This window comes from Sphingomonas caeni (assembly GCF_026013415.1).
GTDB classification, from domain to species: Bacteria; Pseudomonadota; Alphaproteobacteria; order Sphingomonadales; family Sphingomonadaceae; genus Sphingomonas; species Sphingomonas caeni.
Genome location: NZ_JAPDOK010000004.1, coordinates 20,087 through 45,413, shown reverse-complemented (window position 1 = coordinate 45,413; position 25,327 = coordinate 20,087). Strand labels below are relative to the sequence as shown.

The 25,327-nt window shown below is 66.4% G+C and carries 27 protein-coding genes; 16 read left to right on the top strand and 11 right to left on the bottom strand.

Translation table 11 applies throughout. The annotated features are described in order from the left end of the window. Positions 1-180 precede the first annotated feature (180 nt). The 6 genes from OF829_RS11755 to OF829_RS11730 form a co-directional block, all read right to left on the bottom strand. A complete protein-coding gene (locus OF829_RS11755) occupies positions 181-1,305 on the bottom strand; it encodes a hypothetical protein (RefSeq protein WP_264940245.1) in 1,125 nt (374 codons plus the stop codon). A 13-nt stretch (positions 1,306-1,318) separates the two neighbouring features. After that, complete coding sequence (locus OF829_RS11750) at positions 1,319-1,555, bottom strand: hypothetical protein (RefSeq protein ID WP_264940244.1); 237 nt, start codon at positions 1,553-1,555, stop codon at positions 1,319-1,321. Between the two features lie 145 nt (positions 1,556-1,700). Beyond that, a complete protein-coding gene (locus OF829_RS11745) occupies positions 1,701-2,330 on the bottom strand; it encodes a class I SAM-dependent methyltransferase (protein WP_264940243.1) in 630 nt (209 codons plus the stop codon). A gap of 59 nt (positions 2,331-2,389) precedes the next feature. Further along, entirely contained in the window at positions 2,390-3,226 is an 837-nt protein-coding gene (locus tag OF829_RS11740) for a sterol desaturase family protein (RefSeq protein WP_264940241.1), read from the bottom strand. Next, positions 3,223-3,888 (bottom strand): class I SAM-dependent methyltransferase, encoded by a 666-nt coding sequence (locus OF829_RS11735; protein ID WP_319951548.1) that lies wholly within the window; start codon positions 3,886-3,888, stop codon positions 3,223-3,225. Before OF829_RS11735 ends, OF829_RS11740 begins: the two co-directional genes overlap by 4 nt. Positions 3,889-4,097: 209 nt before the next feature. Beyond that, positions 4,098-5,159, bottom strand: a complete 1,062-nt coding sequence (locus tag OF829_RS11730; RefSeq protein ID WP_264940240.1) for a helix-turn-helix domain-containing protein — start codon at positions 5,157-5,159, stop codon at positions 4,098-4,100. Positions 5,160-5,356: 197 nt separating this feature from the next. On the opposite strand from OF829_RS11730, the gene OF829_RS11725 reads away from it, so the two are divergent. From OF829_RS11725 to OF829_RS11705, 5 genes are all read left to right on the top strand, one after another. Then, positions 5,357-5,716, top strand: a complete 360-nt coding sequence (locus tag OF829_RS11725; RefSeq protein ID WP_264940239.1) for a hypothetical protein — start codon at positions 5,357-5,359, stop codon at positions 5,714-5,716. A 181-nt stretch (positions 5,717-5,897) separates the two neighbouring features. Beyond that, entirely contained in the window at positions 5,898-7,124 is a 1,227-nt protein-coding gene (locus tag OF829_RS11720; protein ID WP_264940238.1) for a TolC family protein, read from the top strand. Further along, a complete protein-coding gene (locus OF829_RS11715; RefSeq protein ID WP_264940237.1) occupies positions 7,121-8,593 on the top strand; it encodes an efflux RND transporter periplasmic adaptor subunit in 1,473 nt (490 codons plus the stop codon). Before OF829_RS11720 ends, OF829_RS11715 begins: the two co-directional genes overlap by 4 nt. Beyond that, complete coding sequence (locus OF829_RS11710) at positions 8,590-11,733, top strand: efflux RND transporter permease subunit (RefSeq protein WP_264940236.1); 3,144 nt, start codon at positions 8,590-8,592, stop codon at positions 11,731-11,733. The genes OF829_RS11715 and OF829_RS11710 overlap by 4 nt, the downstream gene beginning before the upstream one ends. A gap of 14 nt (positions 11,734-11,747) precedes the next feature. After that, positions 11,748-12,143, top strand: coding sequence for a copper-binding protein (locus OF829_RS11705; RefSeq protein WP_264940235.1), 396 nt, complete (start codon positions 11,748-11,750; stop codon positions 12,141-12,143). Positions 12,144-12,258: 115 nt separating this feature from the next. On the opposite strand, the gene OF829_RS11700 is transcribed toward OF829_RS11705, so the two are convergent. Further along, the gene (locus tag OF829_RS11700) at positions 12,259-12,618 is read right to left on the bottom strand and encodes a hypothetical protein (protein WP_264940234.1); all 360 of its coding nucleotides are present in this window, start codon (positions 12,616-12,618) and stop codon (positions 12,259-12,261) included. Beyond that, positions 12,615-12,968 (bottom strand): hypothetical protein, encoded by a 354-nt coding sequence (locus OF829_RS11695; protein WP_264940233.1) that lies wholly within the window; start codon positions 12,966-12,968, stop codon positions 12,615-12,617. The genes OF829_RS11700 and OF829_RS11695 overlap by 4 nt, the downstream gene beginning before the upstream one ends. A gap of 112 nt (positions 12,969-13,080) precedes the next feature. On the opposite strand from OF829_RS11695, the gene OF829_RS11690 reads away from it, so the two are divergent. Then, complete coding sequence (locus OF829_RS11690) at positions 13,081-13,524, top strand: MerR family transcriptional regulator (protein ID WP_264940232.1); 444 nt, start codon at positions 13,081-13,083, stop codon at positions 13,522-13,524. Beyond that, complete coding sequence (locus tag OF829_RS11685) at positions 13,524-13,850, top strand: YnfA family protein (protein ID WP_264940231.1); 327 nt, start codon at positions 13,524-13,526, stop codon at positions 13,848-13,850. Before OF829_RS11690 ends, OF829_RS11685 begins: the two co-directional genes overlap by 1 nt. A gap of 36 nt (positions 13,851-13,886) precedes the next feature. Here the strand turns inward: OF829_RS11685 and OF829_RS11680 are convergent, their stop codons facing one another. Beyond that, positions 13,887-14,279, bottom strand: coding sequence for a MerR family transcriptional regulator (locus tag OF829_RS11680; protein WP_264940230.1), 393 nt, complete (start codon positions 14,277-14,279; stop codon positions 13,887-13,889). Positions 14,280-14,345: 66 nt separating this feature from the next. Here OF829_RS11680 and OF829_RS11675 point away from each other — a divergent pair, with 66 nt between their 5' ends. From OF829_RS11675 to OF829_RS11645, 7 genes are all read left to right on the top strand, one after another. Continuing rightward, positions 14,346-14,993, top strand: coding sequence for a cation transporter (locus tag OF829_RS11675; RefSeq protein WP_264940229.1), 648 nt, complete (start codon positions 14,346-14,348; stop codon positions 14,991-14,993). An 83-nt stretch (positions 14,994-15,076) separates the two neighbouring features. Next, positions 15,077-15,358 carry a hypothetical protein gene (locus OF829_RS11670; protein ID WP_264940228.1) on the top strand — a complete coding sequence of 94 codons (282 nt, stop codon included), beginning with the start codon at positions 15,077-15,079 and terminating at the stop codon, positions 15,356-15,358. 75 nt (positions 15,359-15,433) lie between these two features. Continuing rightward, on the top strand, positions 15,434-16,570 hold the full coding sequence (locus tag OF829_RS11665) for an efflux RND transporter periplasmic adaptor subunit (RefSeq protein WP_264940226.1): 1,137 nt from the start codon (positions 15,434-15,436) through the stop codon (positions 16,568-16,570). A gap of 3 nt (positions 16,571-16,573) precedes the next feature. After that, positions 16,574-19,762, top strand: a complete 3,189-nt coding sequence (locus tag OF829_RS11660) for an efflux RND transporter permease subunit (protein ID WP_264940225.1) — start codon at positions 16,574-16,576, stop codon at positions 19,760-19,762. 12 nt (positions 19,763-19,774) lie between these two features. Next, positions 19,775-20,125 carry a DUF3147 family protein gene (locus tag OF829_RS11655; protein WP_264940223.1) on the top strand — a complete coding sequence of 117 codons (351 nt, stop codon included), beginning with the start codon at positions 19,775-19,777 and terminating at the stop codon, positions 20,123-20,125. 25 nt (positions 20,126-20,150) lie between these two features. Next, positions 20,151-20,993: a helix-turn-helix transcriptional regulator gene (locus OF829_RS11650; protein WP_264940222.1), complete on the top strand. Its 843-nt coding sequence runs from the start codon at positions 20,151-20,153 to the stop codon at positions 20,991-20,993. 61 nt (positions 20,994-21,054) lie between these two features. Continuing rightward, on the top strand, positions 21,055-21,603 hold the full coding sequence (locus OF829_RS11645; RefSeq protein WP_264940221.1) for an FABP family protein: 549 nt from the start codon (positions 21,055-21,057) through the stop codon (positions 21,601-21,603). Positions 21,604-21,663: 60 nt separating this feature from the next. Here OF829_RS11645 and OF829_RS11640 read toward each other — a convergent pair whose 3' ends face one another. Next, positions 21,664-23,190 carry a tyrosine-type recombinase/integrase gene (locus tag OF829_RS11640; RefSeq protein ID WP_264940220.1) on the bottom strand — a complete coding sequence of 509 codons (1,527 nt, stop codon included), beginning with the start codon at positions 23,188-23,190 and terminating at the stop codon, positions 21,664-21,666. Between the two features lie 325 nt (positions 23,191-23,515). Here OF829_RS11640 and OF829_RS11635 point away from each other — a divergent pair, with 325 nt between their 5' ends. Both OF829_RS11635 and OF829_RS11630 read left to right on the top strand, forming a co-directional pair. Then, a complete protein-coding gene (locus tag OF829_RS11635; RefSeq protein WP_264940219.1) occupies positions 23,516-24,082 on the top strand; it encodes an alpha/beta hydrolase in 567 nt (188 codons plus the stop codon). Between the two features lie 53 nt (positions 24,083-24,135). Then, positions 24,136-24,771, top strand: a complete 636-nt coding sequence (locus OF829_RS11630) for a hypothetical protein (protein ID WP_264940218.1) — start codon at positions 24,136-24,138, stop codon at positions 24,769-24,771. 247 nt (positions 24,772-25,018) lie between these two features. Here the strand turns inward: OF829_RS11630 and OF829_RS11625 are convergent, their stop codons facing one another. Next, positions 25,019-25,225: a hypothetical protein gene (locus tag OF829_RS11625; protein WP_264940217.1), complete on the bottom strand. Its 207-nt coding sequence runs from the start codon at positions 25,223-25,225 to the stop codon at positions 25,019-25,021. Between the last annotated feature and the right edge of the window lie 102 nt (positions 25,226-25,327).

Below are 25,327 nucleotides of genomic sequence, written 5' to 3'. Positions count from 1 at the left end.
TGCCGGATTCCCTCGGCTCGAGGCTGCGCGAAGGGCGCGATCGCCGTGTGCAACGCCTCCAGGCTTTCGCAACCGGCACGGAGCAGAGCGCTCTTGCGGAAAGTGAGAGCAGGCTTGGACGTCACGGTCGCCATGGTGGACCCAGGACGGGCTGACGCAAGCCCCGATGCGCCAAAGCGCTTAAGCTGGGGCGCCGAGCTCCGCCAGCCATTGCGGTTGTTGAAGGCTGCCGCCGGTCACTTCGCTTGTGAGCCAGGCATTGAACTCGAGGAACCGCGCCTCTTCCTCACGGTACCGGTCGAGGTCCATCAGGACGGTGCTTTCCCCGAACCAGCGCCCCTCGGGCATCCCGACGGCCTCGGCAATGATGCCCGCCGCTTCCCATGCCTCTTCCTCGTAGAAGATGCGCTTCTCGTCATCCCAGCCGAAATGGAAGGCGTAGGATCGCGCCATGGTGCTGACGGCATGGACCGCGCGGTGGACGGGGGCCGGATGCGAGCCGCGATATTGCTCTTCGACCGATTTGTGATCGAGGTCGAAAGCCAGAAACAGCGTCGCGATCGATACCAGCCACTGTAATCCTTGCGCCTCGGACTTTTCGATCGACCAATTCTCCTTCCTGGCCTGGTCGATATCGGCCAGCAGGATCATGTCGAGTGCGTCGGTGTCCGCATCGAACTCGATCATCCGCAGCAGGCATTGGTCCGGCCCGTCTGTCCCTGTGCTCGCCAATTCATCGATCCCGTCCAGGCCGAGCTTCTCGTGCACAAGGTCGAGATGACCGCGCGCATGATGCGCGAGCTCATGGCAAAGCAGGAACAGCAGAGAGCGCTGGAAGAGATCCCACAGGGCGAGCCGCCGCTCTTCGGGCCAAAAGCCTTCGGGCACCGAAGCGAGCTGCTCGCCCCTGAGCAGGACGAGCGACGGGGAGGCCGACAGCGTGAGCGGCGGCGTATCGAACGCGCCGTCGAGAAACTCCTGTTTGGACAGTCCGATCTGGAAGGCCGCCCAAAGTCGCCACAGCAAGCCGATATAGATCGCGATACCGCGACGGTCCTCGCGTTCGATCGCCAGCGCATTTGCCGCGTTATTGCTGACATAGAAGACGGTCAGCCGCTCGAAGCGATCGGCATAGTAGCTCTGGCTGTGAAGCTCGCGCGTCTCGACGATGAGATCACGGACCACCGAGCAGGCCAGTTGCTCGAAGCGCGGCAGGCTATCGGGATCGACCAGCCCTCCCGAACGCAGCACCAGGCCGTCGCCCTGCCAGATGCCCCAATCGCCTTCGGGTCGTGCGGACTTCACAAGTGAGCCGGGATCAGTCGTCAATTGCGAGGACGATCAGGTCGATGAGACCGCCGGGGCGGTCCGCGCAGGCGTGCTCGAGGTGGATCGAATAGCCGTCCCCCTCATTTGCCCGGACGCGGCGCACGAGATTCTGGAAGGAGGTGAGGTCGGCATCGCGGTCGCTGGTCGGGCTGAGCGACGCGCCGCCCTCGGTCCGCTTGAAGATGAAGTTTCCGCCGCCCTCCTGGAGGTCATCGATAAATGCCAATGCCGATTCCTTTCGGTCCCGGTTTCGAGCGGCTGGAGGTTGGAGTCCATAGCCGGGCGGCCCAAAGGAAGGGGATATCACACCGCAGGATGCTTCGTCGCTTCCGTCGCAAGCGGCTCAGCGTCGCTCGACACTGAAGCCGATCTCAACCGCGCCAGAACAGATGGTAGCGGAACGCCTGCTCCGCGCCCCAGGGCGTGTGGTGCACCTCGTCGCGGGTGTCGATCAGCCGGAACTCATAATCGAGAAGCGCGGCCAGGCTCTCGGCATCGTGCTGGACGATCTCGAGCCCGCTGCACTTGAGCGGCCCGCCCGGCGCGAAGCCCGCGATGATCGCCCAGCCGCCCGGCTTCAGCGCGGCGCGGAGCGTGTCGAAATAGGCCTCCTGATCGGGGCGTGCGGTCAGGAAATGGAGGACGGCGCGGTCGTGCCAGAGATCGACAGGCGCGGCCGCGCGCCAGCGCGTGACGTCGGACGCGATCCATTGAACGCGATCGGCTTCGCTCCCCAGCCGCCTACGGGCGTGCTCCAGCGCCGCTTCGGAAATGTCGAGGACCGCGAGCGACGAATGGCCCGACGCCAGCAGGTGGTCGACCAGCGTCGAAGCGCCGCCGCCGACATCGAGGATTGCGGCCTCGCTGGGCAGGCCCGTCGCCTCGATCAGTGTGAGCGACACGTCCGGCCGCTCCTGGAACCAGCTCACATCGCCCGGTGCCTTGGTGCCGTAGACGGATTGCCAATGGGTGTGCCGCTCGTCTCCGATCGCCTCGGTCATGCTCGCTCCCTCACTGGATATTCTGGGTATTGCCGTGCGCGCATACAAGCTACCGCCCATCACGATTCGCCCGCCGGTCTCATCGGTGAAAAGGGCGTGCCCGGCTTGCGCGCGGCGCGCGAGCGCTCCGCGACCTCGGCGACGCGCGCCTGATAGTCGGGGTGCTCGGTGGCCATCCAGCGGTCCCACCAGCTGAAATAGAGCCCATAGTTCGTGCGCCCACTCTGGTGGTGGAGGTCGTGGTGCGTGGTGGTGTTGAGCCAGCCCCATAGCCGCGAGCGGCGCCCGGAAACGGGCGAGAATTCGACGCCGGCGTGGCCGATCACGTTGCGCGCGATCTGCCAGGTCATGAAGATGTAGAGCGCGGTGTCGTGCATCGGCACGATCGCGGCCCAGATCGGCACGAACGCGACCATGACGATCGCCTCGGGCGCATCGAAGGCATAGGCGGTCCAGGGCGTCGGCGTGCGCGACTTGTGGTGCGTCCAGTGAAAGGCGCGGAACAGCCGCGGATGGTGCATCGCGCGGTGCGTCCAGTAGAAATAGGCGTCGTGCGCGGCGATCATCAGCGCAAGCGTCACCGCGAAATAGACCGGACCCTGGACCGAGAAGTCCTTGTAGACCCTGAGCCAGCCGGAACGGACGGCGAGGTACATGCTGAAGCCGGTCAACGTGAAGATAAGCACGGTGCGCGCGGACGCGAGCACCTCGCGGCGATAATCGCTCGCGGTCGCGGACCGGCTCTGGATCTTGCGAGCCCGGAACCAGCTCCGCCAGAAGATCCAGGTTGCAAGGCTCACCAGCCCGGCGGTGACGACGTACCGCCCGCCTTCGAGCATCAGGACATGGGGCAGCACGGTGGTGAGCCCGTGCAGCACGGTGTCGAGCGAGATCATGGGCGCACTCCTGCGTTTTCGAGTTCTGGAAGCCTCTGCCGGGCGGCCGTGATCAGGATCGGGCCGGCGTGCTGCGCGGCGGAAGCATCACTCGGCAGATCGACCGCGAAGCCGGCGACTTCGAGCGCGGTGACGATCTCTTCGAGCGTGGAGAAGTTGTAGACGTCGATGGGGAACGCCTGCACCGCGGCAGCATTGGCGTTGGTGCGGAGCACCAGGACGAGGCGCCCGCCGGGCTTCAGGACGCGCGCGATCTCGCGCAGGGCAGCGCCAAGATCGGTCCAGAAATAGACGACATGGATGCACATCGCCTTGTCGAACGTCGCGTCCGGAAACGGCAGCGACTCGGCGCCCGCGATCACGACGCCGACGCGCCGCGCCCGCACGAGCTTGCGGTTCCGCTTCACGGCGATCTCCGCCATGAGCGCCGATGGGTCCGCGCCCGTAACGCGGCCCTTCGGCGCTAGCGCCGCCAGCATGGCCAGGCCGCGTCCATGGCCGCAGCCGACGTCGAGGATATGGTCGCGCGGCTCGACCTCCAGCGCTTCGATGGCGCGCTGGTTCACATCCCATGTCTCGCGCGCCATGATCGAGGCGATCAGCCACCCCAGCAGCCCTTTCGCATTGCGCGCCTGCTCGGCGATGAAACGCGGTCTGCGCATCGTCAGTGTTCCCACCGAGTGGGAACGTCGAAGATGGGCCGGGCGGCGACGGTATGAATGCGGGTCAAGCGGTGCTCCCTGCGCCGAAATGGCGCGATGGGAGCCGCATTGCAGATGACGGCGGGGTTGGCTCGCCGTTGTCGAAATCAGGCTAGCCGAAATCGAAACGCGGCTCGCCGAATCCGAAAAGAGCGCGCCGGATCAGGTTGTTAGGCGATAGCACTAGCACCCAGCGAACGCGTGCGAAACTCGCTGGGCGTCTGACCAGTCTCCGTCCGAAAGGCGCGGTTGAAGGGGCCGAGCGACGAGAAACCGGCATCGAGCGCGATCGTCGAGATCGGCACTTCGCGCTGCGCGGGGTCGGCGAGCGCTTCCTTGGCTTCCGCAAGCCGCCACTGATTGAGAAAGGTGTTGAAGTTTCGGTGGCCGAGCCGCTGGTTGATCAGGCGACGCAGGCGATATTCGGGCATCCGCAGTCTTGCAGCCAGCGCCGCGACCGTCAGTCCGGGTTCCCGCGAGAGGCGCTCCTCGCGCATCAATCGCTCCAGCATCGCCGCCGCACGTGCATCCTCTGCCGCCAGCTCGGCCGGCGGTTCAGATGCGTCCTCCGTCGGTGCTTCCTCGGTCGGTCCGAACAGCGCCGCATCGGCGCGCAGGAACGCCAGCACCCCGGCCATGCTCATCGCAAAAAGCAGCGTGGCCGCGATCGGCGAAAACGCCTCCGCCGATCGCCCGAGGATTTCGCCGGACTCGACGACCGTGACGGCAAACGCATAGGTGGCACCCGCTGCGAGCACCGGACCGCGCAGTCGCCGGCGTGGCTCGACCAGATCGCTTTTCCAGCCCGCCGCAACGATGAACAGGACGTGCGCCATCAATATCGCGCCGATGAGATTGTGGGCGAGCCAGAGGCCCTTCGCGAAATTGCCGGTTGTGATCGTCGTGCCGACACTCAGAGCCAACAACGCTGCAATCGGTACCAGGCGTCGGAACTCGAAGCGCGCGCGGTCCTCGAACAGCTCGATCGCAAACGCCCAGAACAATCCCGCGCCGACGACCGAGAGCGACCAGATCGGTACCCATGCCACGCCCAGGGCCGGACGGATTTCCGGCAATTGCGTCCACGTATGCGCGGCGGCCGCGAGGCAGAACAAGATGCCGGCAACCCGCGCACGTGCGAAACCGCCGCGCCCGATCGCGATCGCCAGGCCGAGAAAGCCGCCCACGGCAGCCCCCCGCAGCAAGAGTTCGAGAATCGGCGCGTTCGACATCGGCCGGGACTAGCACAATCGCTCCAGACGTTGTCGTGCGATCAGGCGAAGCCTCCCTGAGGTAGGCGTTGAAGGCGCTAACCCAGCCCAATGCCGCGCTGCACTCCCGCCTGCGATTGAAGGGATCCTCGCGCGCCGCTGGCATAGGTTCATCGCGAATTGTTGCTCCACCGTTTTTCGGCTAGGCGTCCACTCCAATGCCGCGCGCACTTCACTTCCTGCTTCTCCTGGGAGCCCTGATCGGCCTGTTCGGCGCCGAATCGGCCTATGCGCTGGGTCCACGGATGGCGGTCGCGCCGGCCGCGGTTTCCGGGATGGACGCCGATTGCATGGAGATGATGCGCAAGGCACCACCGTCCGCGCCAACGCCGTGCAAGGGCATGACGCTTGACTGCATCGCGGCGATGGGGTGTGTCGTGCCGGTTCTCGTCCAGGACCAGGCCGCGGCGGTCGCGGAGCCCGGCATGGCCATGCGGCAGGTCTTTTGGCCTGCCACCTCGGTGCTCGCAGGCAGCGACCCCCCACCCGAGCAACATCCACCGACACAGCTGGGCTGATCCGCCTCGGCGGCAGGTTGGCTGATGCGTGCGCGCGAGCGCATGCCGAGCGCTCTGCCGCCGTCCCGACGATCGGCCCCTAAAGGCGCGGCGATGCCCGCGTATCGAAGCGAACTTCGCTTCGATACGCGCGGACCTTCGCCCAACCGCGGCCTGATCGACCTCCGGTCGGAAGTGTTCCATGCGATTATTATTCCTCGCGCCGCTGCTCGCGGCGCTCCCCAGCGCGGCGTTCGCCGATCCGCTGACCTTCGACGAAGCCCTGACGCTTGCGGTCGGGCAGGCGCCCTCGCTGCGCGCGCGTTCGCTCGATGTCGATGCGAGGCGATCGAGCGTGATACCGGCGGGCCAGCTTCCCGATCCGAAGCTCAGTTTCGGGCTCGACAATTTCCCGGTTTCGGGCCCGCCCGCCTTCACCTTCGGCGGTGACGAAATGACGATGGCGCGGGTCGGCATCAGTCAGGACCTCCCGAACCCAGGCAAGCGTCGGGCGCGTACCGGATTTGCGACTGCCGGGGTCGGCGTCGCCGAAGCGGCACAGATGGCCGAACGTCGGCGCGTTCGGATCGCGGTGGCGCTTGCCTGGATCGATCTGGCCTATGCCGAGCGCAGGCTGGCGCTGATCGATTCGGTGCTGGTCGAGTTGCGCGAACTGGTCTCGGCGGCGACGTCCGCGGTGACGTCCGGAACCGTCCGCCCCGCGCAGGCGCTGGAAACGCGCCAGGCCATCTCCCGTCTCGAAGACCGGCGCAGCGAAATTGCCGCCGAAGTCGCCCGGGCGCGCGCTATCCTGTCGCGCTGGACGGGGGACCCCAACCCACAGATCGAGGGAGCCATTCCCGAGTTCGCCATCGATCCTGCGGCGCTCCGCGCCGCAATCGACCAGAACCCCGAGCTCGCGGTGGCAATGGCCCGAACCCGCCAAAGTGAAGCGAGCGTCGAGGTGGCGCGCGCGGACAAGCGTCCGGACTGGGGATTCGACGTCAGCTATCAGCGACGGTACCCGCGCTACGGGGATATGGTTTCCGTAGGCGTCCGGGTCGACCTGCCACTGTTCACGCGGCGGCGCCAGGATCCGATGATCGCGGCGAGCACGGCATCGGCCGGCGCCGCCCGCGCCGATCAGGAGGATCTGCGACGAGCGCTCGTCGCAGATCTCGAGGCCGGGCTCGCGGATCATGCCATGCATCACGAGCAATGGATGCGGGCGCGCGATGAACTTCTGCCGCTCGCACGCCAGCGCGCCGACCTCGAGATCGTGAGCTATTCCGCCGGTCGCGCAACGCTGATCGACGTGATCGCGGCCCAGTCCATGTTTGCCGACGCGGGACTCCTGGCGCTCGATCGCGAGGCGCTGGTCGCACGCGATGGGGCGCGGCTGGTCCTGACCTATGGGAGTGACCAATGACGATCGAACCCTCGCGCCGCGCGCAACTCGGGCTCGCCGCAGCGGCGATCGCGCTTGTGGCCGGCGGCGCCGGCTACGGCATCGCGCATCTCGGCGGGACCGGCGCTCAGTCTTCGCAGACCGAGAGCAACCGCAAGATCCTTTACTGGTACGACCCGATGGTGCCGAGCCAGCGTTTCGACAAGCCCGGCAAATCGCCGTTCATGGATATGCAGCTCGTCCCCAAATACGCCGACGAGGCGTCGGGCGGCGCCGGCGTCCGGATCGATCCCGCGCGGACGCAAAGCCTGGGCGTCCGGACCGTCACGGCTGAGCGCGGCACGCTTGCGAGCGGCCTCACGGCGACCGGCACGATCGATTTCAACCAGCGCGACGTGGCGATCATCCAGGCGCGCGCCTCGGGCTTCGTCCAGCGCGTCTATGGCCGCGCGCCCGGTGACGTGATCGGCGCCGGCGCACCGCTGGCGGACCTGCTCATTCCCGAATGGGCCGGCGCGCAAGCCGAATATCTCGCGGTCAGGCGAACCGGTGACGCTGCGCTGACGCGCGCCGCGCGCCAGCGGCTGGCACTGCTCGGCATGCCGCCCGGCACGATCAGCACGGTGGAGCGCACCGGTCGGCCGTACAACGTCATCACGGTCTCGACACCTACCGGCGGCACGATCAAGACGCTTGGCGTTCGCGCGGGCATGACCGTGTCGGCCGGGCAAACGCTTGCCGAGATCAATGGCCTTGGAACCGTCTGGCTCAACGCGGCGGTCCCCGAGGCGATGGCAGGACAGCTCAAGCCCGGCCAGAGCGCGACCGCCACGCTTGCGGCCTTTCCGGGCGAGCATTTCACCGGGCGGGTCGCGGCGATCCTTCCAGACGTCCAGGCCGAGAGCCGCACCCTGACGGTTCGCATCGAGCTCCCCAACCGCGGCGGACGGTTGCGGCCGGGAATGTTTGCGAGCGTCGACTTTGGCGGCACCAGCCGGTCGGCGCTGCTCGTCCCGTCGGAAGCCGTGATCCGCACCGGCAAGCGAACCCTGGTGATGCTCGTGCTGCCGGGTGGCCGCTACCAGCCTGCCGAAGTCCGGACCGGCGCCGAAGCGGGAGGCCGGACCGAGATCGTCGCCGGATTGTCGGAAGGCGAAAAGATCGCGGCGTCGGGCCAGTTCCTGCTCGATTCCGAGGCGAGCCTCTCGGGCATCCAGGCCCGGCCGATCACGGGCTCCGCCCCGATGCCAAGTGCTTCGTCGAGCCTCTACGAGGGCGTCGGCAGGATCGAGAAGATCGACGCGACCGGCGTCACGCTTGCCCACGGACCCGTACCCGCGCTGCGTTGGCCGGCTATGACGATGCACTTCCGGCTCGGCACGCCCGCGCTGGCCCGAGGGTATAAGGTCGGCGACCGCGTCCGCTTCGCTTTCGACCAGCCTCCCGAGGGTCCGACGCTGCGCCGCCTGGACAGGGAAGCCGGCCAATGATCGGATCGCTCATCCGCTGGTCGGTGGCCAACCGCTTCTTCGTGGTGCTCGGCGCGCTCGCGCTGGTCGCCGCCGGCCTGCTGGCGGTGCGCGCGACCCCGATCGACGCGCTGCCGGATCTGTCCGACACGCAGGTGATCATCCGCACCTCCTATCCGGGTCAGGCGCCGCAGATCGTCGAGAATCAAGTGACCTATCCGCTTGCGACGACGATGCTGTCGGTGCCGGGCGCCAAGACGGTCAGGGCCTATTCCTTCTTCGGCGACAGCTTCGTCTATGTGATCTTCGAGGACGGAACCGACCTCTATTGGGCGCGCAGCCGCGTCCTCGAATATCTCAACCAGGTTCAGGGGCGGCTGCCTGAGGGCGCAAGAAGCGCGATCGGGCCCGACGCGACTGGCGTCGGCTGGATCTATGAATATGCGCTGGTCGATCGCACCGGCGGGCATGACCTGTCGCAGCTGCGTGGGATACAGGATTGGTTCCTGCGCTACGAGCTGAAAGGCCTGCCGGGCGTCGCCGAGGTCGCGAGCATCGGCGGCATGGTCAAGCAATATCAGGTCGTGCTCGATCCCGCCAAGCTGGTCAGCTACGGCGTCACCCACGCCCAGGCGGTCGAGGCGATCCAACGCGCCAACCAGGAGGCCGGCGGCTCGGTGCTCGAAATGGGCGAGGCCGAATATATGGTCCGCGCTTCGGGCTATCTCAAATCGCTCGATGATTTTCGCGCGATCCCGCTGCGTACGGCGGCAGGCGGCGTGCCGGTGACGCTGGGCGATGTCGCCACGATCCAGATCGGGCCCGAGATGCGGCGCGGCATCGCCGACCTCGACGGCGATGGCGAGGTCGCGGGCGGCGTGATCATCCTGCGCTCGGGCGCCGACGCGCGGACCACGATCGCGGCGGTCCAGGCCAAGCTGACCGAGCTCCGCACGAGCCTCCCGCCCGGTGTCGCGATCGTCCCGACCTATGACCGCTCGCAGCTGATCGACAATGCGATCGACAATCTCAGCCACAAGCTGCTCGAGGAGTTCATCGTCGTCGCGATCGTCTGCGCGCTGTTCCTATGGCACGTCCGCTCGGCGCTGGTTGCGATCGTGACCTTGCCGCTTGGTGTGCTCGCGGCATTCATCGTGATGCGGTTTCAGGGCGTCAACGCCAACATCATGTCGCTGGGGGGCATCGCGATCGCGATCGGGGCGATGGTCGATGCCGCGATCGTGATGGTCGAGAATGCCCACAAGGCGATCGAGCGCTGGGAGCACGACCATCCCGGCGACAAGCTCGAAGGCGCCACGCGCTGGAACGTCATCACCGAAGCGGCGATCGAGGTTGGCCCCGCGCTGTTCTTCAGCCTGCTGATCATCACGCTGTCGTTCGTGCCGGTGTTCACGCTCCAGGCACAGGAAGGCCGGCTGTTCGCGCCGCTTGCCTTCACCAAGACCTATACGATGGCGGCCGCCGCGATCCTGTCGGTGACGTTGGTGCCGGTGCTGATGGGCTGGCTGATCCGCGGGCGGATTCCGTCGGAGCAGGCCAATCCGATCAACCGCGCGCTCACCGCCGTCTATCGCCCGGCGATCGACTGGGTGCTCAAGAAGCCCAAGACGACGTTGCTGATCGCGGCTTTGGTGTTCGCGACCACCGCCTGGCCCGCGTCGCGCCTGGGCGGCGAGTTTCTGCCCACGATGAACGAAGGCGACCTGCTTTACATGCCCTCGGCACTGCCGGGGCTCTCGGCGGCCAAGGCGTCTGAGCTGCTCCAGCAGACCGACCGGATGATCAAGACCGTGCCCGAGGTCCAGAGCGTGTTCGGCAAGGCAGGCCGCGCCGAGACCGCGACCGACCCGGCACCGCTGGAGATGTTCGAGACGACGATCCGCTTCAAGCCGCGCGATCAATGGCGGCCGGGCATGACCCCCGAGAAACTGGTCGAGGAACTCGACCGGGTGGTGAAGGTGCCGGGCCTCGCCAATATCTGGGTGCCGCCGATCCGCAACCGGATCGACATGCTCGCGACGGGCATCAAGAGCCCGATCGGGATCAAGGTCTCTGGCGCCGATCTGGGCCAGCTCGACCGCATCGCACACGATATCGAAGGCGTGGCGAAGACAGTGCCAGGGGTCAGTTCGGCGCTCGCCGAGCGGCTGACCGGCGGGCGCTATCTCGATGTCGACATCGATCGTGCCGCCGCCGCGCGCTACGGGCTCAACATCGCCGATGTCCAGGGGATCGTGTCCGGCGCGATCGGCGGCGAGAATGTCGGCCAGACCGTCGAAGGCCTTGCGCGCTATCCGATCAACGTCCGCTACCCCCGCGAGCTTCGCGATAGCATCGACAAGTTGCGGACGCTCCCCGTTCTGACGCCGTCGGGGCAGCAGATTACGCTCGGGACGGTCGCGCGCATTGAAGTCACCGACGGCCCGCCGATGCTCAAGACCGAGAACGGACGCCCGTCGACCTGGGTCTATATCGACGTGCGCGGTCGCGACCTCGCGTCCGTCGTCGGGGATTTGCAGGCGGCGGTGAGCCGGCAGGTGAAGCTCTCGCCCGGTGTCAGCATCGCCTATTCAGGGCAGTTCGAATATCTCCAGCGCGCGGTCGAACGGCTGACGCTGGTGGTGCCCGCGACGCTCGTGATCATCTTCCTGTTGCTGTTTTTGATCTTCCGGCGCCTGGGTGAGGCGGCGCTGATCATGGGGACGCTGCCGTTCGCGCTGACCGGCGGGTTCTGGATCCTCTATCTGCTCGGTTATCACCAGTCGGTCGCGACGGGCGTCGGATTCATCGCGCTCGCCGGGGTCGCCGCCGAGTTCGGCGTGGTGATGCTGATCTACCTGAAGAGCGCGCTGGAGGAGCGCGGGCCGACGCCAGACACCGACGAGGTCGCGACCGCGGTTCGCGAAGGCGCGCTACTCCGGGTCCGGCCCAAGGCAATGACGGTCGCGGTCATCATCGCCGGACTCCTGCCGATCCTGATCGGCACCGGCGCCGGCTCCGAGGTGATGAGCCGCATCGCCGCGCCGATGATCGGCGGCATGCTCACCGCGCCCTTGCTCTCAATGTTCGTGATCCCCGCCGCTTACCTGCTGATGCGGCGGCGGAGAGCGAAACCAGATGTTCAATCCGATCAACCGTGAAGGAGAAGACGACGATGAAACCTCTCTACCTGATTGCCCTGCTCGGCCCCGCCGCGCTGCTCGCCGCGTGCGGTGAGAAAGCCGGGACCAACGTGATCGCTGCCAACACGTCCGCCGAAGCTTCGGGAACGATGACGGGCATGGACAATATGTCCGGCGACATGGGCAACATGGCGATGCCGGCCGCGAAGACCGCCAAGGGCTCCGGCACGGTCACGGCGATCGACACGGCCGCGGGCACCATCACGCTCGACCACGGCCCCATTGCCGAGGCGGGCTGGCCGGCGATGACGATGGCGTTCAAGGCCGCGCCCGCACTGCGCGACAGCGTGAAGGTCGGCGACAAGGTCGCGTTCGAGCTCAAGCTCGAAGGCGGCTCGGGCGAGGTGACGTCGATCGCGAAGCAGTGAACCGGCAGCCGGCCGTCTGTTAGTCCTTCCACCATACGGGCGGCCGGCTCCCCGACTGTTTCGAGTTTTGTCGAAGAATGACGGCGTTTGCGGCGACCTCACCTGACCGGTTCGCTTACCCCCGCAACGCTGTGCCGATGAGTCCTTCGAATGCCGGCCACAGATAGGCGAGTACCATCATTGCCGTCGCAAGGCCCATGATGGCCAGCGTGGACCGGGCCGGGCGTTTGCCTGAGCGCTTCGATTGATAGGCAATCCACAGCCAGCCCGCGGCGACCGCTGCGACAGCGATCGGCGTCAGCCAGCCATAGGCATGCGCGAACCAGGAAATGAGAGCACCGAACGAACCCAGCATCGCCGCAGGGATCGCCAGCGGCAGGACGCAGCAGACACCGCAGGCGAGCGCGGCGACGGACGCAGTAGCGGCAACGGTGCCGACCGTCCGGTTGTCCTGCTTTTGCGGCTCGGCGTTCATGCGCCGCATCCGCCGGTGCAGCCGCAGTCCGTGGCCTGCAAGGTCTTCCCCTGAAAAGGTCCGAACAACGCCTCTGCCGCGTCGCGCGCCGTCTCCGGCGCTGTGATCGCCAGCGTCGCGACGTCCTCGCCCTCGGTGAGTTCGAAGTTCAGGAACGCACAGCATTCCTGCTCCTGCGCGACCATCAGCCGGACATCGGCGAGCGCTGACGGCGCATAGTCGAGTTCAAGACGGAGATCGTTGCGCCGCACGGCCTTCAGGACCCGTGCATTGAGGTCGGCAATCCACGCCATCCTTGTCTTGAAGCTGCCGCCGTCCAGCGTGCACGCGATTGGTGCCATGTCGGTCATTCCACTCATATCCACTCCTGCCAACGGCGTTGCCGACGTGTCGCGATCGTCGCTAGTCAGAGCTATACAAGTTGAAGTAACTTGAGGTTCAAGGGCTATTTTCGAGGACCTCATGGCATCGCACAGGATCGGCGCACTCGCCGAGCGCACCGGCACCAACGCAGCGACCATCCGCTATTATGAGGGCATTGGTCTGCTGCCACGCCCCGATCGCCAGGAGGGCAACCAGCGTCGCTATGGCGACGATGACGTCCGCCGGCTGACCTTCATTCGCCGCTGCCGGGATTTCGGATTTTCGATCGAACAGGTGCGCACGCTGACCTCGCTCGTGGAGGATCGATCGCGATCCTGCCTCGAGGCCAGGGATCTTGCCCATGCGCACCTCGTCGCCGTTCGCACCAAACTGCGCGAACTCAGGGCGCTGGAGAAGAGTATCGCGCAATTCGTTGAAGTCTGCGACGCCGAGTGCGTCGGGGGACCGGGACCGGATTGCGTCATCCTCGACGACCTGTCCGGCAAGCGCCCGATCGCATCCTCATGTTGCGGGACTGCCTGATGCCGACGATCCTTGCCTATATCGGCGCGGCCCTGGCGGAGATCGGAGGATGCTTCGCATTCTGGGCCTGGTTGCGGCTCGGCAAGTCGCCGTGGTGGATCGCACCTGGGGTTGCGTCGCTCACCTTGTTTGCGTGGCTATTGACGCTGGTCGATAGCGCAGCTGCGGGCCGGACATATGCGGCGTACGGCGGCATCTATATCTGCGCTTCACTGGCCTGGCTTTGGGCCGTCGAAGGCTTGAGACCGGACCGTTGGGACCTGACTGGCGCTGCGATCTGCTTGGCCGGTGCCGGAATCATCCTGTTCGCTCCCCGCCCCGCTTAGGATCATCGGTCGAAAGGAAGGAGTGCTTCGACCCGGTCAACGTCCCGGTGAAAGTGCTTCGATGATTCGGCAGTCCGCTATCGTCGAGCCAGCGCAGCTGTCGAGGCGCCTGACCAGTTCGCTGCGCAGCGCCTGCAAGTCGGCAAGCTTGCGGTCGATCTCTACGACATGCGCGGTCGTGATGGCATCGACCTCGCCGCACGGTGCGGCCGGGTCGTCGGCCAGCCGCAGCAGCGTGCGAACCTGATGGAGCGTGAAGCCGAGGTCGCGCGAGCGGCGGATGAACGAGAGGCGGTCGAGATGCGCCTGCTCGTAGATGCGGTAGTTGCTGCTGCTGCGCGCAGGGCGCGGAATCAGTCCCTCGGCCTCGTAGTAGCGGATCGTCTCCACCTTGGTGCTGGTGACGCGTGCGAGATCGCCGATTTTCATCGCTTGACCCTATAGTGGCTTCAGGGTGCATGGGTCCAGTCACGCCGACGACTTGAGGCTTCGTGCATGGCCGATGATTGCTGCTCCAGCAAAGGCGATACGATCGCCGCGCTTGCCGTGAAGGCCGAGCAGCGGCGGGTGCTGGTTATCGTCATGGCCATCAATTTCACGATGTTCGCGATCGAATTCGGCGGAGGGCTGGTCGCCCGATCCTCGGCGCTGATGGCGGACTCGGTCGACATGCTCGGCGACGCGCTCGTTTATGCATTGAGCCTCTATGCACTGCATCGCGGGCCCAGATGGGAGGCAGGCGCGGCGATCGCCAAAGGTGGCCTGATCCTCCTGCTTGGGATCGCAATCGCCGTCGAGATTGCCGACAAGCTGGCGAATGGCGTGCCGCCTTCGAGCTCGTTGATGCTTGCCTTCGGCGGCGCTGCGCTGGCGGCCAACCTCGTCTGCCTGGCGCTGCTTTGGCGCTTCCGCGAGACTAATGTGAACATGCGCAGCACCTTCGAATGCTCGCGCAACGACGTTGCCTCGAACATCGGCGTGCTTCTCGCGGCCGGGCTGGTCGCCGTGACCGGCACCGCCTGGCCGGACATTGTGGTGGGCGGGGCAATCGCGCTTCTGTTCCTGCGCTCGGCGTGGCGCGTTCTGGCCGAGGCGATTCCAGCCTGGCGCGATGCGCGATCGCGACCGGAGGCGTTGCGATGACAAAGCGGACGGCGACCGCTATCCGGGCACCGATGCTTCGCCATGCATGGTTCCTTCTCCTCTGCCTGCTTGCGTCGTCCCTGGTGGCGACGACAAGTGCGCATGCGCAGGAGAGCTACCGCACTGCGGAACTCCCCTGTTGCGCGGCCGCGCATGCCGAAGGCGACGGCGACCAGGTTCCGGCCGACAGCGACCAACCCGTTCCGCACCATCATGGCGCCTGCCATGGGCATAGCCTGAGTACGCCGGTAGCGGCGGCGGCGCTTCCGCGGATGGTGATCGCGGTCGAGAACCCGGATGCGCCGGTCATGTCGCGCCTGGCGAAGCGCATGGTCGGCCCGGCGCTCGAGCCGCCACGCATCTGACGCCGCGCACCAGGCGCTCGCCAATTTCGAAGCTCGGCCGGCGCGGAATCCGTGCTGGCCCCGGGGAACCCGACCATGAAGCTCATTATCGCGGCTCTGCCGCTCCTGTTCGCGCTCGGCGCCTGTAGCGGCGGGAGTCAGCCCGCCGAAAACCATGCCGAGGCCGAAGCCGCGCACGGCGAGGAAGGCATTGTCACGCTCACGCCCCAGCAGATCGCCACCGCGGGGATCGAAATCGTCAGCCCAACGATCGGCGGCAATGGCGGCACGATCGAGCTGCCGGCGCTCCTGGAGAGCGATCCACAGGCGACGCGGATCGTCGCCGCCACCGTGCCCGGCCGTATCGTCGAGCTGCGCCACAATCTCGGCGACAGCGTGCGCGCCGGGGAGACGCTGGCGGTGCTCGAAAGCCGCGAGGCGGCAGGTCTCCAGGCCGAGGTTCAACGCGCCCTCGCCGCCCTGGAACTGGCACGATCCACGCTCGCGCGCGACGAGGCGCTCTATGCCAAGGGCTTCCGGCCGCTGCGCGAAGTTGAAATCTCGCGGGCGGCCGCCAAGCAGGCGCAGGTGGCTCTGCGCCTGGCACGCCAGCAGGTTGCCGCCAGCGGTGCCCGCGGCGGCAGCGACAACCGCATCGTGATCAGAGCGCCGATTTCGGGGCGGATCATCGCGCGCACTGCGGTGCTGGGCCAGAATTTCGCGGCGGACGCCGCCGACACCGAGTTGTTCCGGATCGCCCGCCTTGATGAGTTGAGTGTCACGCTTTCGCTCTCTCCGGCCGATGCAGGGCGTGTGCGCCCGGGAATGACGGTGGTGGTCACGGCGCCCGGGCGCAGCCGGCCGGCTCGGATCAGCTTTGTCTCGCCGGCGCTGGACGCCGAGACCCGTCAGGTGCCGGCAATTGCGATGCTCGACAATCGCAGCGGGCAATGGCGCGTGGGCGAGCCGGTCACCGCTTCGATCCAGCTTGCCGGATCGAGCGGGAGCACGATCCAGGTGCCATCGACGGCCGTGCAGACGGTCGAAGGCAAGACCGTCGTGTTCGTCCGCACCGAGGCCGGTTTCCGTGCGGTTCCCGTGACGCTCGGGCGGCAGGACGGCGCGATGGTCGTGGTGACCGCCGGGCTGACAGGGCGCGAGCGGATCGCCGCGGCCAACAGCTTCACGCTCAAGTCCGCGCTCGGCGCCGCCGAAGCCGGTCATGAGGACTGAGCCATGATCGAACGCATCGTCACATGGGCGGTCGACCGGCGCTGGCTGGTCCTGCTGCTCACCGCCGTCGCCGCGATCGTCGGCGGCATCTCGCTCTACCGGCTGCCGATCGACGCGGTGCCCGACATCACCAACAACCAGGTGCAGGTGAACGTCCTCGCGCCGGCGCTGTCGCCCGAGCTAATCGAGAAGCAGGTCGCCTTCCCGATCGAGACCGCACTTGCCGGGATCAAGGGGCTGGAGAGCACGCGGTCGCTGAGCCGCAACGGCTTCGTGCAGGTCACCGCGATCTTCTCGGATTCGACCGACATCTATTTCGCGCGCGCACAGGTGCAAGAGCGGCTGACCGCGGCGCAGGAGACGCTTCCGCCGGGCGCAAAGCCCGAAATGGGGCCGATCGCGACCGGCCTGGGCGAAGTCTATATCTGGACCTTGCGCTACGCCGAGCGCGCGCACGAACAGCACCGGCCGGGCGAGCCGGGCCTACAGCCCGATGGCAGCTACATCACCCCGGAAGGCGACCGGCTGGCGAGCGAGGCCGACAAGGCGACCTATCTCCACACCGTGCAGGACTGGATCGTCGCGCCGCAGATCAAGACGGTCGATGGCGTCGCCGGGATCGACTCGCTCGGCGGCTACGAGAAGGAATATCTCGTCGTCCCCGACGTCCAGCGGCTGGCGGCGTTGAAGCTGTCGCTGGCCGATCTCGCGACCGCGCTCGAGCGCAATAATGTCGCGACCGGTGGCGGCACGGTGAATCGCAATGGCGAGGGCCTCGCGGTCCGCGCCGACGCGCGCATCCGCAGCCTTGCCCAGCTGCGCGGCACCGTGATCGCGACGCGCGAAGGCGTGCCGATCACCCTCGGCCAGGTCGCCGAGGTGCGGCTCGGTCAGGGCGTCCGGATGGGGGCAGGGTCGGAGAATGGCCGCGAGGTGATCACCGGCACTGCGATCATGCGGATCGGCGAGAACAGCCGAACGGTATCGTCGGGCGTCGATGCCAAGCTCAAGGCGATCGCGCCGTCGCTGCCGCGCGACATCGTCATCGAGCCGGTGCTCGACCGCACCAAGCTGGTCAACGCCACCATCTCGACCGTGGCGAAGAACCTGTCCGAAGGCGCGTTGCTCGTCATCGTCGTGCTGTTCCTGCTGCTCGGCAATTTCCGGGCAGCGCTGATCGCGGCATTGGTGATCCCGATCACCATGCTGCTCACCGGCTTCGGCATGCTGCGCGTCGGCGTCTCGGCGAACCTGATGAGCCTGGGCGCGCTCGATTTCGGGCTGATCGTCGATGGCGCGGTCATCATCGTCGAGAATGCGCTCCGCCGCATCGCCGAGCGCCAGCACGGCGAGGGACGGACGCTGACCTTGCCGGAGCGGCTCGCGGTCGTCGCCGGCGCGGCGCGCGAAATGATCCGCCCTTCGGTCTACGGCCAAGCGATCATCATCCTCGTCTATGTGCCGCTGCTCACGCTCAGCGGTGTCGAGGGCAAGACGTTCGAGCCGATGGCGCTTACCGTCATCATGGCGCTGGTCTTTGCCTTCGTCCTGTCCTTGACCTTCGTGCCCGCGGCGATTGCGGTCGCGCTGTCACGCCCGGTTGCGGAGAAGGAAGGACGCGTGCTGGGCTGGCTGCGGCGGCGCTACGAGCCCGGGCTCGACCGTGCGATGCGACGGCCCCGCCTGACGATCGGCGTGGCGGTCGGGGCACTGGCATTAGCGGCCGGCGCCTACACCACGCTCGGCCAGGAGTTCCTGCCCCAGCTCGATGAAGGCGATGTGCTCGTCTCGGCGTTCCGCGTGCCGGGCACTTCGGTCGAGCAAAGCCAGAAGATGCAGGCGCAGATCGAGCATGCGCTTTCCGGCATGCCCGAGATCCGCACGGTCTTCTCGCGCACCGGCACCGCCGAGGTCGCGTCCGACCCGATGCCGCCCAATGCGACCGACACCTTCATCATGCTCAAGGACCGCAAGGACTGGCCCAACCCGTCGGAGGACAAGGCGGCCGTGGTCGAGCGGATCGAGGCGCGGCTCGCGCAGGTGCCCGGCCACGCCTATGAAGTCACCCAGCCTATCCAGATGCGCTTCAACGAGCTGATCGCCGGGGTGCGGTCGGATGTGGCGATCAAGGTGTTCGGCGAGGACTTTGCCGAGATGAACGCGACCGCCGCGAAGATCGCAGGCGTGCTCCGCCGCACGGCGGGTGCGGAGGACGTCAAGGTCGAGCAGACCGAAGGCCTGCCGATGCTCGACATCGCCTATGCGCAGGACCGTGCCTCGCGGCTCGGGGTCAGCGCGCAGGATGTCGCCGATACGGTTTCGACTGGCGTGGGAGGGCGTGAAGCGGGCCGGATATTCGAGGGCGACCGCAGCTTTCCGGTCGTCATCCGGCTGGCCGACGCCGCCCGCGCCGATATCCAGACGCTCGGGCAGACGCCGGTGCCGACGCCCGGCGGCAGCTTCGTTCCGCTGGCTTCCGTCGCCGACATCAGCGTGATCGACGGGCCGAACCAGATCAGCCGCGAGAACGGCAAGCGCCGCGTCGTCGTCCAGGCCAATGTCCGTGGCCGCGATGTGGCGAGCGTCGTGGCCGATGCGCGAGCAGCGATTGCGCGGGAGGTACAGCTTCCGGCCGGCACATGGCTCGAATGGGGCGGCCAGTTCGAGAACCTCGCCTCCGCGCGCGACCGGCTCGCGCTGGTCGTGCCCGCATGCTTCGCGCTGATCCTGCTGCTGCTATTCGGCGCCCTCGGCAATCTGCGCGATGCAGCGATCGTCTTCACCGGCGTGCCACTGGCGCTCGTGGGCGGCGTACTCGCGCTGTTGTTGCGCGGCATGCCCTTCTCGATCTCGGCGGCAGTCGGGTTCATCGCGCTGTCGGGCATCGCGGTGCTCAACGGGCTCGTCATGCTGACCTCGATCCAACAGCTGGTGGCCGAAGGGCGCGACCGCGCGGCGGCGGCGCGTGAGGGCGCATTGGCGCGTCTGCGCCCGGTGGCGATGACCGCGCTGGTCGCGAGCCTGGGGTTTGTGCCGATGGCGCTCGGCCATGGCGCCGGCGCCGAGGTGCAGAAGCCGCTGGCGACCGTGGTGATCGGCGGTTTGATCAGCGCCACGCTGCTCACTTTGTTCGTGCTGCCGACGCTCTACGCGCGGTTCGGCAGTCGCAATGCCGCGCAGGCTCCAGACTGAGGAAACGGATCCATGTACTATCTGGCAGCGAAGGCGATCATCTCCGGCATCCTGATCGCGGCAGCGTCGGAGATGGCGAAGCGCTATCCGGGCACGGGAGCGCTGATCGCCTCGCTGCCTTTGGTGTCGGTGCTCGGGATGATCTGGCTCTGGCACGACAAGCCTGACGCCGAGAACATGGCGGTGCATGCCGGCGCGACCTTCTGGTACGTGCTCCCGTCGCTGCCAATGTTCCTGCTCATCCCCGTGCTGCTGCGCCATGGCACACCGTTCTGGATTGCGCTCGGTGCGGGATGCGCGCTGACCATCCTGCTCTATTCGGCGACGGTCTGGATCGCCCGGCAAAACGGCCTTCCTCTGTAGCTTCGGATAGCCAAGTCGGGCGCGCTTGCTGCTGCAGGCGGTCCTATGGAATATTTGCGGGATGCACCCGGACTTTCGAGACCATGCCTTATCCAACTCCCGGCTCGGAGAGCTGGTGCGCTCGGTGTGGAGCCTCGATTACGGCTGCGACACCGAGCGGCTGGAGGGGCTGATCGGGCCCGACTGCCAAGTCGAATTCGTCTTCCAGCTGGGCGACCCTTGCCGCCTTTCAGATGGCGGTTCGACGCGAGCGACACCGCGCGCGATGATCTACGGCCTCCGTCATGGCATGCTGCGGATGCTACCGGACGGCGCGAATATGATGGTGTCGTTCCGCGTAGCGGCGGCGGTCGCTTGCGCCATTCTTCGCGCTCCCTTGCTGGATTGCTGGGATCGCCCGGTCCCGCTCACCGAGCTGATCGGGTCTGAGGCAGACAGCCTCCTCGACCAGCTCGCGAGCACGCCACGCGCCGCCATCGGCACCGTGATCGAAACCTGGCTGGTATCGCGGTTGCGCGACTGGAGCGCCGAGGATGCGCGGCAGCTGGCAATTCAGAATGCGCTATTGTCGCGCTTCGCCGGGCATCGGCTGTCGAGGCTCTCCGAGGAAGTGGGGATTTCAGATCGGACTCTACGCCGCTTCTGCGAGCGTCACGCCGGACTGTCGCCGAAGCAACTCGTCATGTCCGGCCGGATGTTGCGCGGGTGCGTATTGCTGCGCGACCGCCCCGGCATGCCCATCGCCGAAGTTGCTGACCAACTCGGCTTCAACGACCAGCCGGCATTTGCCAACGCGTTTCGTCACTATGTCGGCATGACGCCCGCCAGGCTGCGCGCCGAGCCGCTTGTCTATTGCGCGCTGCCCTGACCGCTTTTTGCAAGACGGCAGCGAACGGATCGGAGTAGCTTCAGACATACGGGGAGGCACCATGAAGCTCGCGACCACATTCCTGGCCCTTCTGTTTTTGGCGCTTTCGCCTCAGGCCGCGCCTGCGCAAACGCAACCAAGCGATCCGCTGGCGCCCGTGGCGATGCTGGCCGGCGATTGGACCGGTATTGGTGAGGGAGACCCGGGCAACTCCGCCGCCTTCCGCCATGGCGAGCGCGCGCACGAAGGACGATACCTCCGAATCGAAGGGCGGTCGGTCTATCCGAGGCAGGAGAAGAACAAGAAGGGCGAGGTCCACACACAGACCGACTGGTGGAGCTATGATAAGTCGCAGAAGCACCTCATCCTGCGCCAGTTCGACAATCTCGGCTTCGTCTCGACCTATGCTCAGGATCTGGCAGCAAGCCGGCCGGGACATATCGTGATGGTGTCCGTGCAGCTCGAGAATGTGCCTGCGGGCTGGAAGGCGCGCTACACCTACGACTTGATTGGCGACGACACATACGAGGAGCGGTTCGAGCTCGATCCCGACGGCAAGGGATTCCAGCCCTACACCTTCAATCGTTTCCTTCGCGATCGGCCCGACTGAACGCTCATCCAAGCGAAGCCAAGCGCAACTCTCCTGCTGCGGCGCTAGAATGGTCTGAGGTCAGGCCGCGGCCGATATGTCCGGTTGGGCCTGAGCCTTCCGCCAGGCGACAAGAGCGTCCGCTGCATAAACGACACGCCGACCGATTTTGCGAAAGGCAGGGCCCGTCCCCATCCAGCGATAGGTCTGCATCGTACCCACCGTGAAGCCGAGCATCGCCGCGGCGGCACGCGTGTCCAGCCATTGGGTGCGGATGATTGCCCCCAGGATAGGATCGGGCGGGTGCGTCTCGCTTTCAGGCTCCATGGCCCAGAATGTTTCGAACGGATCGGCGTCCGCCGTATCGTTGGCGGCGGGAAAAGTCATTGCCTCACCTAGGTGTTTCGCGATCTCGTCCGAAATCCGCTCTGCCGCCGACTTGAGCGGATGGTCCGAGAGATGGGTGTAGCGCTCCGTCGTCTTCGCGCTGCGGTGACCGAGTAGCGCGCCGATGATGAGCATGCTGTCGCCGGTCGATGCGCCGATCGATGCGAAGCTGTGGCGCAAATCGTGGATGCGCACATCTTCGAGCCCTGCAGTCTTGCGGATGCGCACCCACACCGCCTGAAGGTCGGTCACATGCGTGCCTTCCTTCTTGCCGGGCAACAAATACGGATTGCCGACGACCTGAGGGACTCCGGAGATGATGCGCATCGCCGGAGCGCCCAGATGGACGACCTTCGCGCCGGTCTTGCTGTCCGGCAAGCGGAGGCACCGATGATAGGCGTCGATATGGACCCGCTTGAGCTTGAGGATTTCGTTCTTCCTGCAGCCGGTCAGGATCAGCAAGCGCAGCGCCGCGATCGCGTAGACGCTCTCCACTCCCAGCGAAGCGGCAGCTGCTAAAGCCTCACCCAGGCGCGCCAATTCCACGGGCGCCAAAAAGCGCTCCATCTTCTTGCCAGGGAATTTCTTGACGCCGATCGCGGGGTTGTCGAGGCGTAGGCCGCGCACCACCGCAAATCCCAGCACTGCGCTGAGGGTCGTCACCGCCTGATTGGCGGCACCTCTTCCTCCACGCACGCGGGAGAGTTTGCGATACCCGGTCTTGCGAACGCTCCGCGTCTTACCCGCGGCGATATCGCGTAGAAGCTGCTCGATATCGGCGCGCACAATTTTCGAAGCACGCCGCGAACCGATCAGCGGCTTGATGTGATTCTCAATGTTGTTGCGGGCCTGCTTGATCGAGCTCTCCTTGGCCGCGTACAGCGCCTCCGCCAGATAAGTATCGCAAAGCTCAGCGACCGTCTGTTCTTTTCGTTCTGCGATTTTTTCTTGCTGCGGATCGATACCATCGGCGACTTTACCTAGAAGAACTTGCGCTTCGGCACGAGCGGCCTCCGGCGTCCAAGGCGCCCCATGAACGCCTATCCTGTACTTCCGCTGGCGCCCCTCGAACCAATAGCGCAGGATATAGGTGATGTGGCCCGCAGGCGTTATTTTTACCCCGAAACCAAGGACATCACTGTCCCGAATAGTCATGTCCATCGCGCCCGGCTCTAGGGCATCGACCAAACGCTTCGTGATGCGGGCTCTCGCATCGGCCATTATACCTACTCCATCGCGACCTCAGCCTTGCCAGAGTATCCGGAAATCGGACACGCATAGGACACAAGCGGATCGAAACCGATGAAATCATCGTCGCGCCTTAGAGTAATTGAGTCAACCAAAAATGGCTGAAATCGTAGCTTTGGATAGTATAGCGCAAGAAAAAAAGCGTCTTGGTAAGGCTGAGGTCGTGAGTTCAATCCTCACCGGCAGCACCATTTTCCCGAAGTCCTGACTCGTCGTAGCCCTGCGGCCCTTCGGCGCAGCGCCATTGCATAGTTGCAGAGTAGGAATAGGCTCGCCCTCCCTGTGATGGAGATGTGCGATGGCGTCGCTTGCCCTGCCTGCCGATCTCTTCGCGATCGTGACCACCTCGGATCGCAGCCAGAAATCGCCCTTGTGGAAGTCGCTGCTCGACTGGCCCCGGTCCGGCGACTCGCATATCGATTATGCCGCCGACACGCTCGCCCGGCGCAACATCTGGGCCGCGCGGCTCGATCAGGCGGTGCTGCGCTCGGAAAAGCCGGTGCTGCTCGTCGCCAGCGGCGAAAGCTGCCTCGCCACCGCCTGGTGGGCGCGGCTGTCCCCCGCCTCCTATGTCTCGAAGGTCGCCGGCGCCCTGCTGTTCGCGCCGACCCCGGGCGATGAAGCCGACAGCAGGTTCGCCTCGCCCCGCGCCGCGCTCCCCTTCCCCTCGGCGGTCATCGACCATGCGTCGCACGACCGGATCGAGGCGCTGGCGCAGGGCTGGGGCAGCGCATTCGAGAAGGACTGGGAGGGCCCCGCCGAAGCGCGCGCCTGGCACCAGGCGCAGGCTATGCTGATGCGGATGACCGCGAGCCTGGTCGAGCGCCGGATGCGCGCCGCCGACGCGCTGGGAATCCCGGGCTAGACTTTGGTCCCGGCCTACTGTATTATTCATCTAATACAGTGGCGGAGGCATCGATGCAGCGGCGATCGTTCCGGGGCGAGGCAGGCAGGCCGTTCGGCACCGTCGCGGCGCTTTTCGCGCTGATCCTGACCGTCGCGCTGCTCATCCTGTGGGATATCGCCCGCGACCTCACCGGCGCGGCCGACCCCTTCCACGCCGTGCCCGCGCAGGCGCGGGCCTATTGGGGCGTCCTCCTCGCCGCCGAGATCGTGAAGTGCGTGACCGGCGGCGCGATCCTGCTCGCCATCTGGACCCTCGCCGCCCCGATCGGGCCGCGCACGCCGCGGAGCCTCGCCGCGCTGGCGTTCGGCACGGTCGGCACGGTGCTGATCGGCGTCGCGGCGCATTGGTATCTCGAGGCCGCGGCCTGGCTCGGCGATGGCCGGGTCTCGCCGATGGGGCCGCTCATGGCGACGCTGAGCTCGGCGGCCTTGGCCTGCTACGGGCTCTGGGCCGGCCTGACCGCGATCGAGGCCCGCGACGCGCGCAGCCTGCCCGAATGGGTGCAGGGGCTCGGACTGCTGCTGGCGGTCGCCTGTGTCGCCGCGGCCCTCGCGCCGGGGCTGATCTTCACCGCCGTCTCGCTCAGCGTGCTGTGGTGGGGTTCGGTGTTCGCGGCGCTCTACCGTCCCGAGGACCGGCTCGCTTAGGGTCTGCGCTCCATTCGCTGTGGCTTGAACGCATCGCTCCCCAGGCCCTTGCAGTGTAGGATTTCGCCTGCTTGGCTCGCGCAGCCGGTCGCTCCGGCCGCGCTTTGACCCTGTCGATCCGCACCTGGCGAATCAGGCCTTTTCTCCCGGGAACTGCACGGCGGAAAACATGCCGATCAGTGTTACCCTAGTGTCACCTTTCACATGCTGGGACGGCCCGGCCCTGTGCGCCAATAGAGCCCGGACCCTAGTCGTCGGCGCCGCGCCGGTCGGTAATGCGCAGATTCGCGCGCGAGCCGAACACCCATTGCATCACGGTCCAGTCGCGGATGCGGTTGCGCTGACGCGCGTCGCGGCGGGCATCGCGGGCCCTGAGCCGGCGCTTGGTGCGCTGATCCATCACGACCAGCCATGTAACGAGCGCGCCGAAACCACCCACTGCCGCGTAGAGCATTAGAGATCCCCCCGAATCGGTCGTTGCGCTGCAGCATGACAGCGAGTCCGGAGCCTCGCAACACCCTCGCTCAGACTTGCCAGCGCGCGCCGATTCCACGAT

Excerpts from the sequence above, each read along its gene's own strand:
- OF829_RS11690 (WP_264940232.1), top strand. The coding sequence starts at position 13,081 with ATGGCATCGCACAGGATCGGCGCACTCGCCGAGCGCACCGGCACCAAC.
- OF829_RS11705 (WP_264940235.1), top strand. The coding sequence starts at position 11,748 with ATGAAACCTCTCTACCTGATTGCCCTGCTCGGCCCCGCCGCGCTGCTC.
- OF829_RS11725 (WP_264940239.1), top strand. The coding sequence starts at position 5,357 with ATGCCGCGCGCACTTCACTTCCTGCTTCTCCTGGGAGCCCTGATCGGC.
- OF829_RS11740 (WP_264940241.1), bottom strand. The coding sequence starts at position 3,226 with ATGATCTCGCTCGACACCGTGCTGCACGGGCTCACCACCGTGCTGCCC.
- OF829_RS11680 (WP_264940230.1), bottom strand. The coding sequence starts at position 14,279 with ATGAAAATCGGCGATCTCGCACGCGTCACCAGCACCAAGGTGGAGACG.
- OF829_RS11625 (WP_264940217.1), bottom strand. The coding sequence starts at position 25,225 with ATGCTCTACGCGGCAGTGGGTGGTTTCGGCGCGCTCGTTACATGGCTG.
- OF829_RS11635 (WP_264940219.1), top strand. The coding sequence starts at position 23,516 with ATGGCGTCGCTTGCCCTGCCTGCCGATCTCTTCGCGATCGTGACCACC.
- OF829_RS11660 (WP_264940225.1), top strand. The coding sequence starts at position 16,574 with ATGATCGAACGCATCGTCACATGGGCGGTCGACCGGCGCTGGCTGGTC.
- OF829_RS11630 (WP_264940218.1), top strand. The coding sequence starts at position 24,136 with ATGCAGCGGCGATCGTTCCGGGGCGAGGCAGGCAGGCCGTTCGGCACC.
- OF829_RS11720 (WP_264940238.1), top strand. The coding sequence starts at position 5,898 with ATGCGATTATTATTCCTCGCGCCGCTGCTCGCGGCGCTCCCCAGCGCG.
- OF829_RS11710 (WP_264940236.1), top strand. The coding sequence starts at position 8,590 with ATGATCGGATCGCTCATCCGCTGGTCGGTGGCCAACCGCTTCTTCGTG.
- OF829_RS11730 (WP_264940240.1), bottom strand. The coding sequence starts at position 5,159 with ATGTCGAACGCGCCGATTCTCGAACTCTTGCTGCGGGGGGCTGCCGTG.
- OF829_RS11675 (WP_264940229.1), top strand. The coding sequence starts at position 14,346 with ATGGCCGATGATTGCTGCTCCAGCAAAGGCGATACGATCGCCGCGCTT.
- OF829_RS11640 (WP_264940220.1), bottom strand. The coding sequence starts at position 23,190 with ATGGCCGATGCGAGAGCCCGCATCACGAAGCGTTTGGTCGATGCCCTA.
- OF829_RS11695 (WP_264940233.1), bottom strand. The coding sequence starts at position 12,968 with ATGACCGACATGGCACCAATCGCGTGCACGCTGGACGGCGGCAGCTTC.
- OF829_RS11735 (WP_319951548.1), bottom strand. The coding sequence starts at position 3,888 with ATGCGCAGACCGCGTTTCATCGCCGAGCAGGCGCGCAATGCGAAAGGG.
- OF829_RS11655 (WP_264940223.1), top strand. The coding sequence starts at position 19,775 with ATGTACTATCTGGCAGCGAAGGCGATCATCTCCGGCATCCTGATCGCG.
- OF829_RS11745 (WP_264940243.1), bottom strand. The coding sequence starts at position 2,330 with ATGACCGAGGCGATCGGAGACGAGCGGCACACCCATTGGCAATCCGTC.
- OF829_RS11645 (WP_264940221.1), top strand. The coding sequence starts at position 21,055 with ATGAAGCTCGCGACCACATTCCTGGCCCTTCTGTTTTTGGCGCTTTCG.
- OF829_RS11685 (WP_264940231.1), top strand. The coding sequence starts at position 13,524 with ATGCCGACGATCCTTGCCTATATCGGCGCGGCCCTGGCGGAGATCGGA.
- OF829_RS11665 (WP_264940226.1), top strand. The coding sequence starts at position 15,434 with ATGAAGCTCATTATCGCGGCTCTGCCGCTCCTGTTCGCGCTCGGCGCC.
- OF829_RS11715 (WP_264940237.1), top strand. The coding sequence starts at position 7,121 with ATGACGATCGAACCCTCGCGCCGCGCGCAACTCGGGCTCGCCGCAGCG.
- OF829_RS11700 (WP_264940234.1), bottom strand. The coding sequence starts at position 12,618 with ATGAACGCCGAGCCGCAAAAGCAGGACAACCGGACGGTCGGCACCGTT.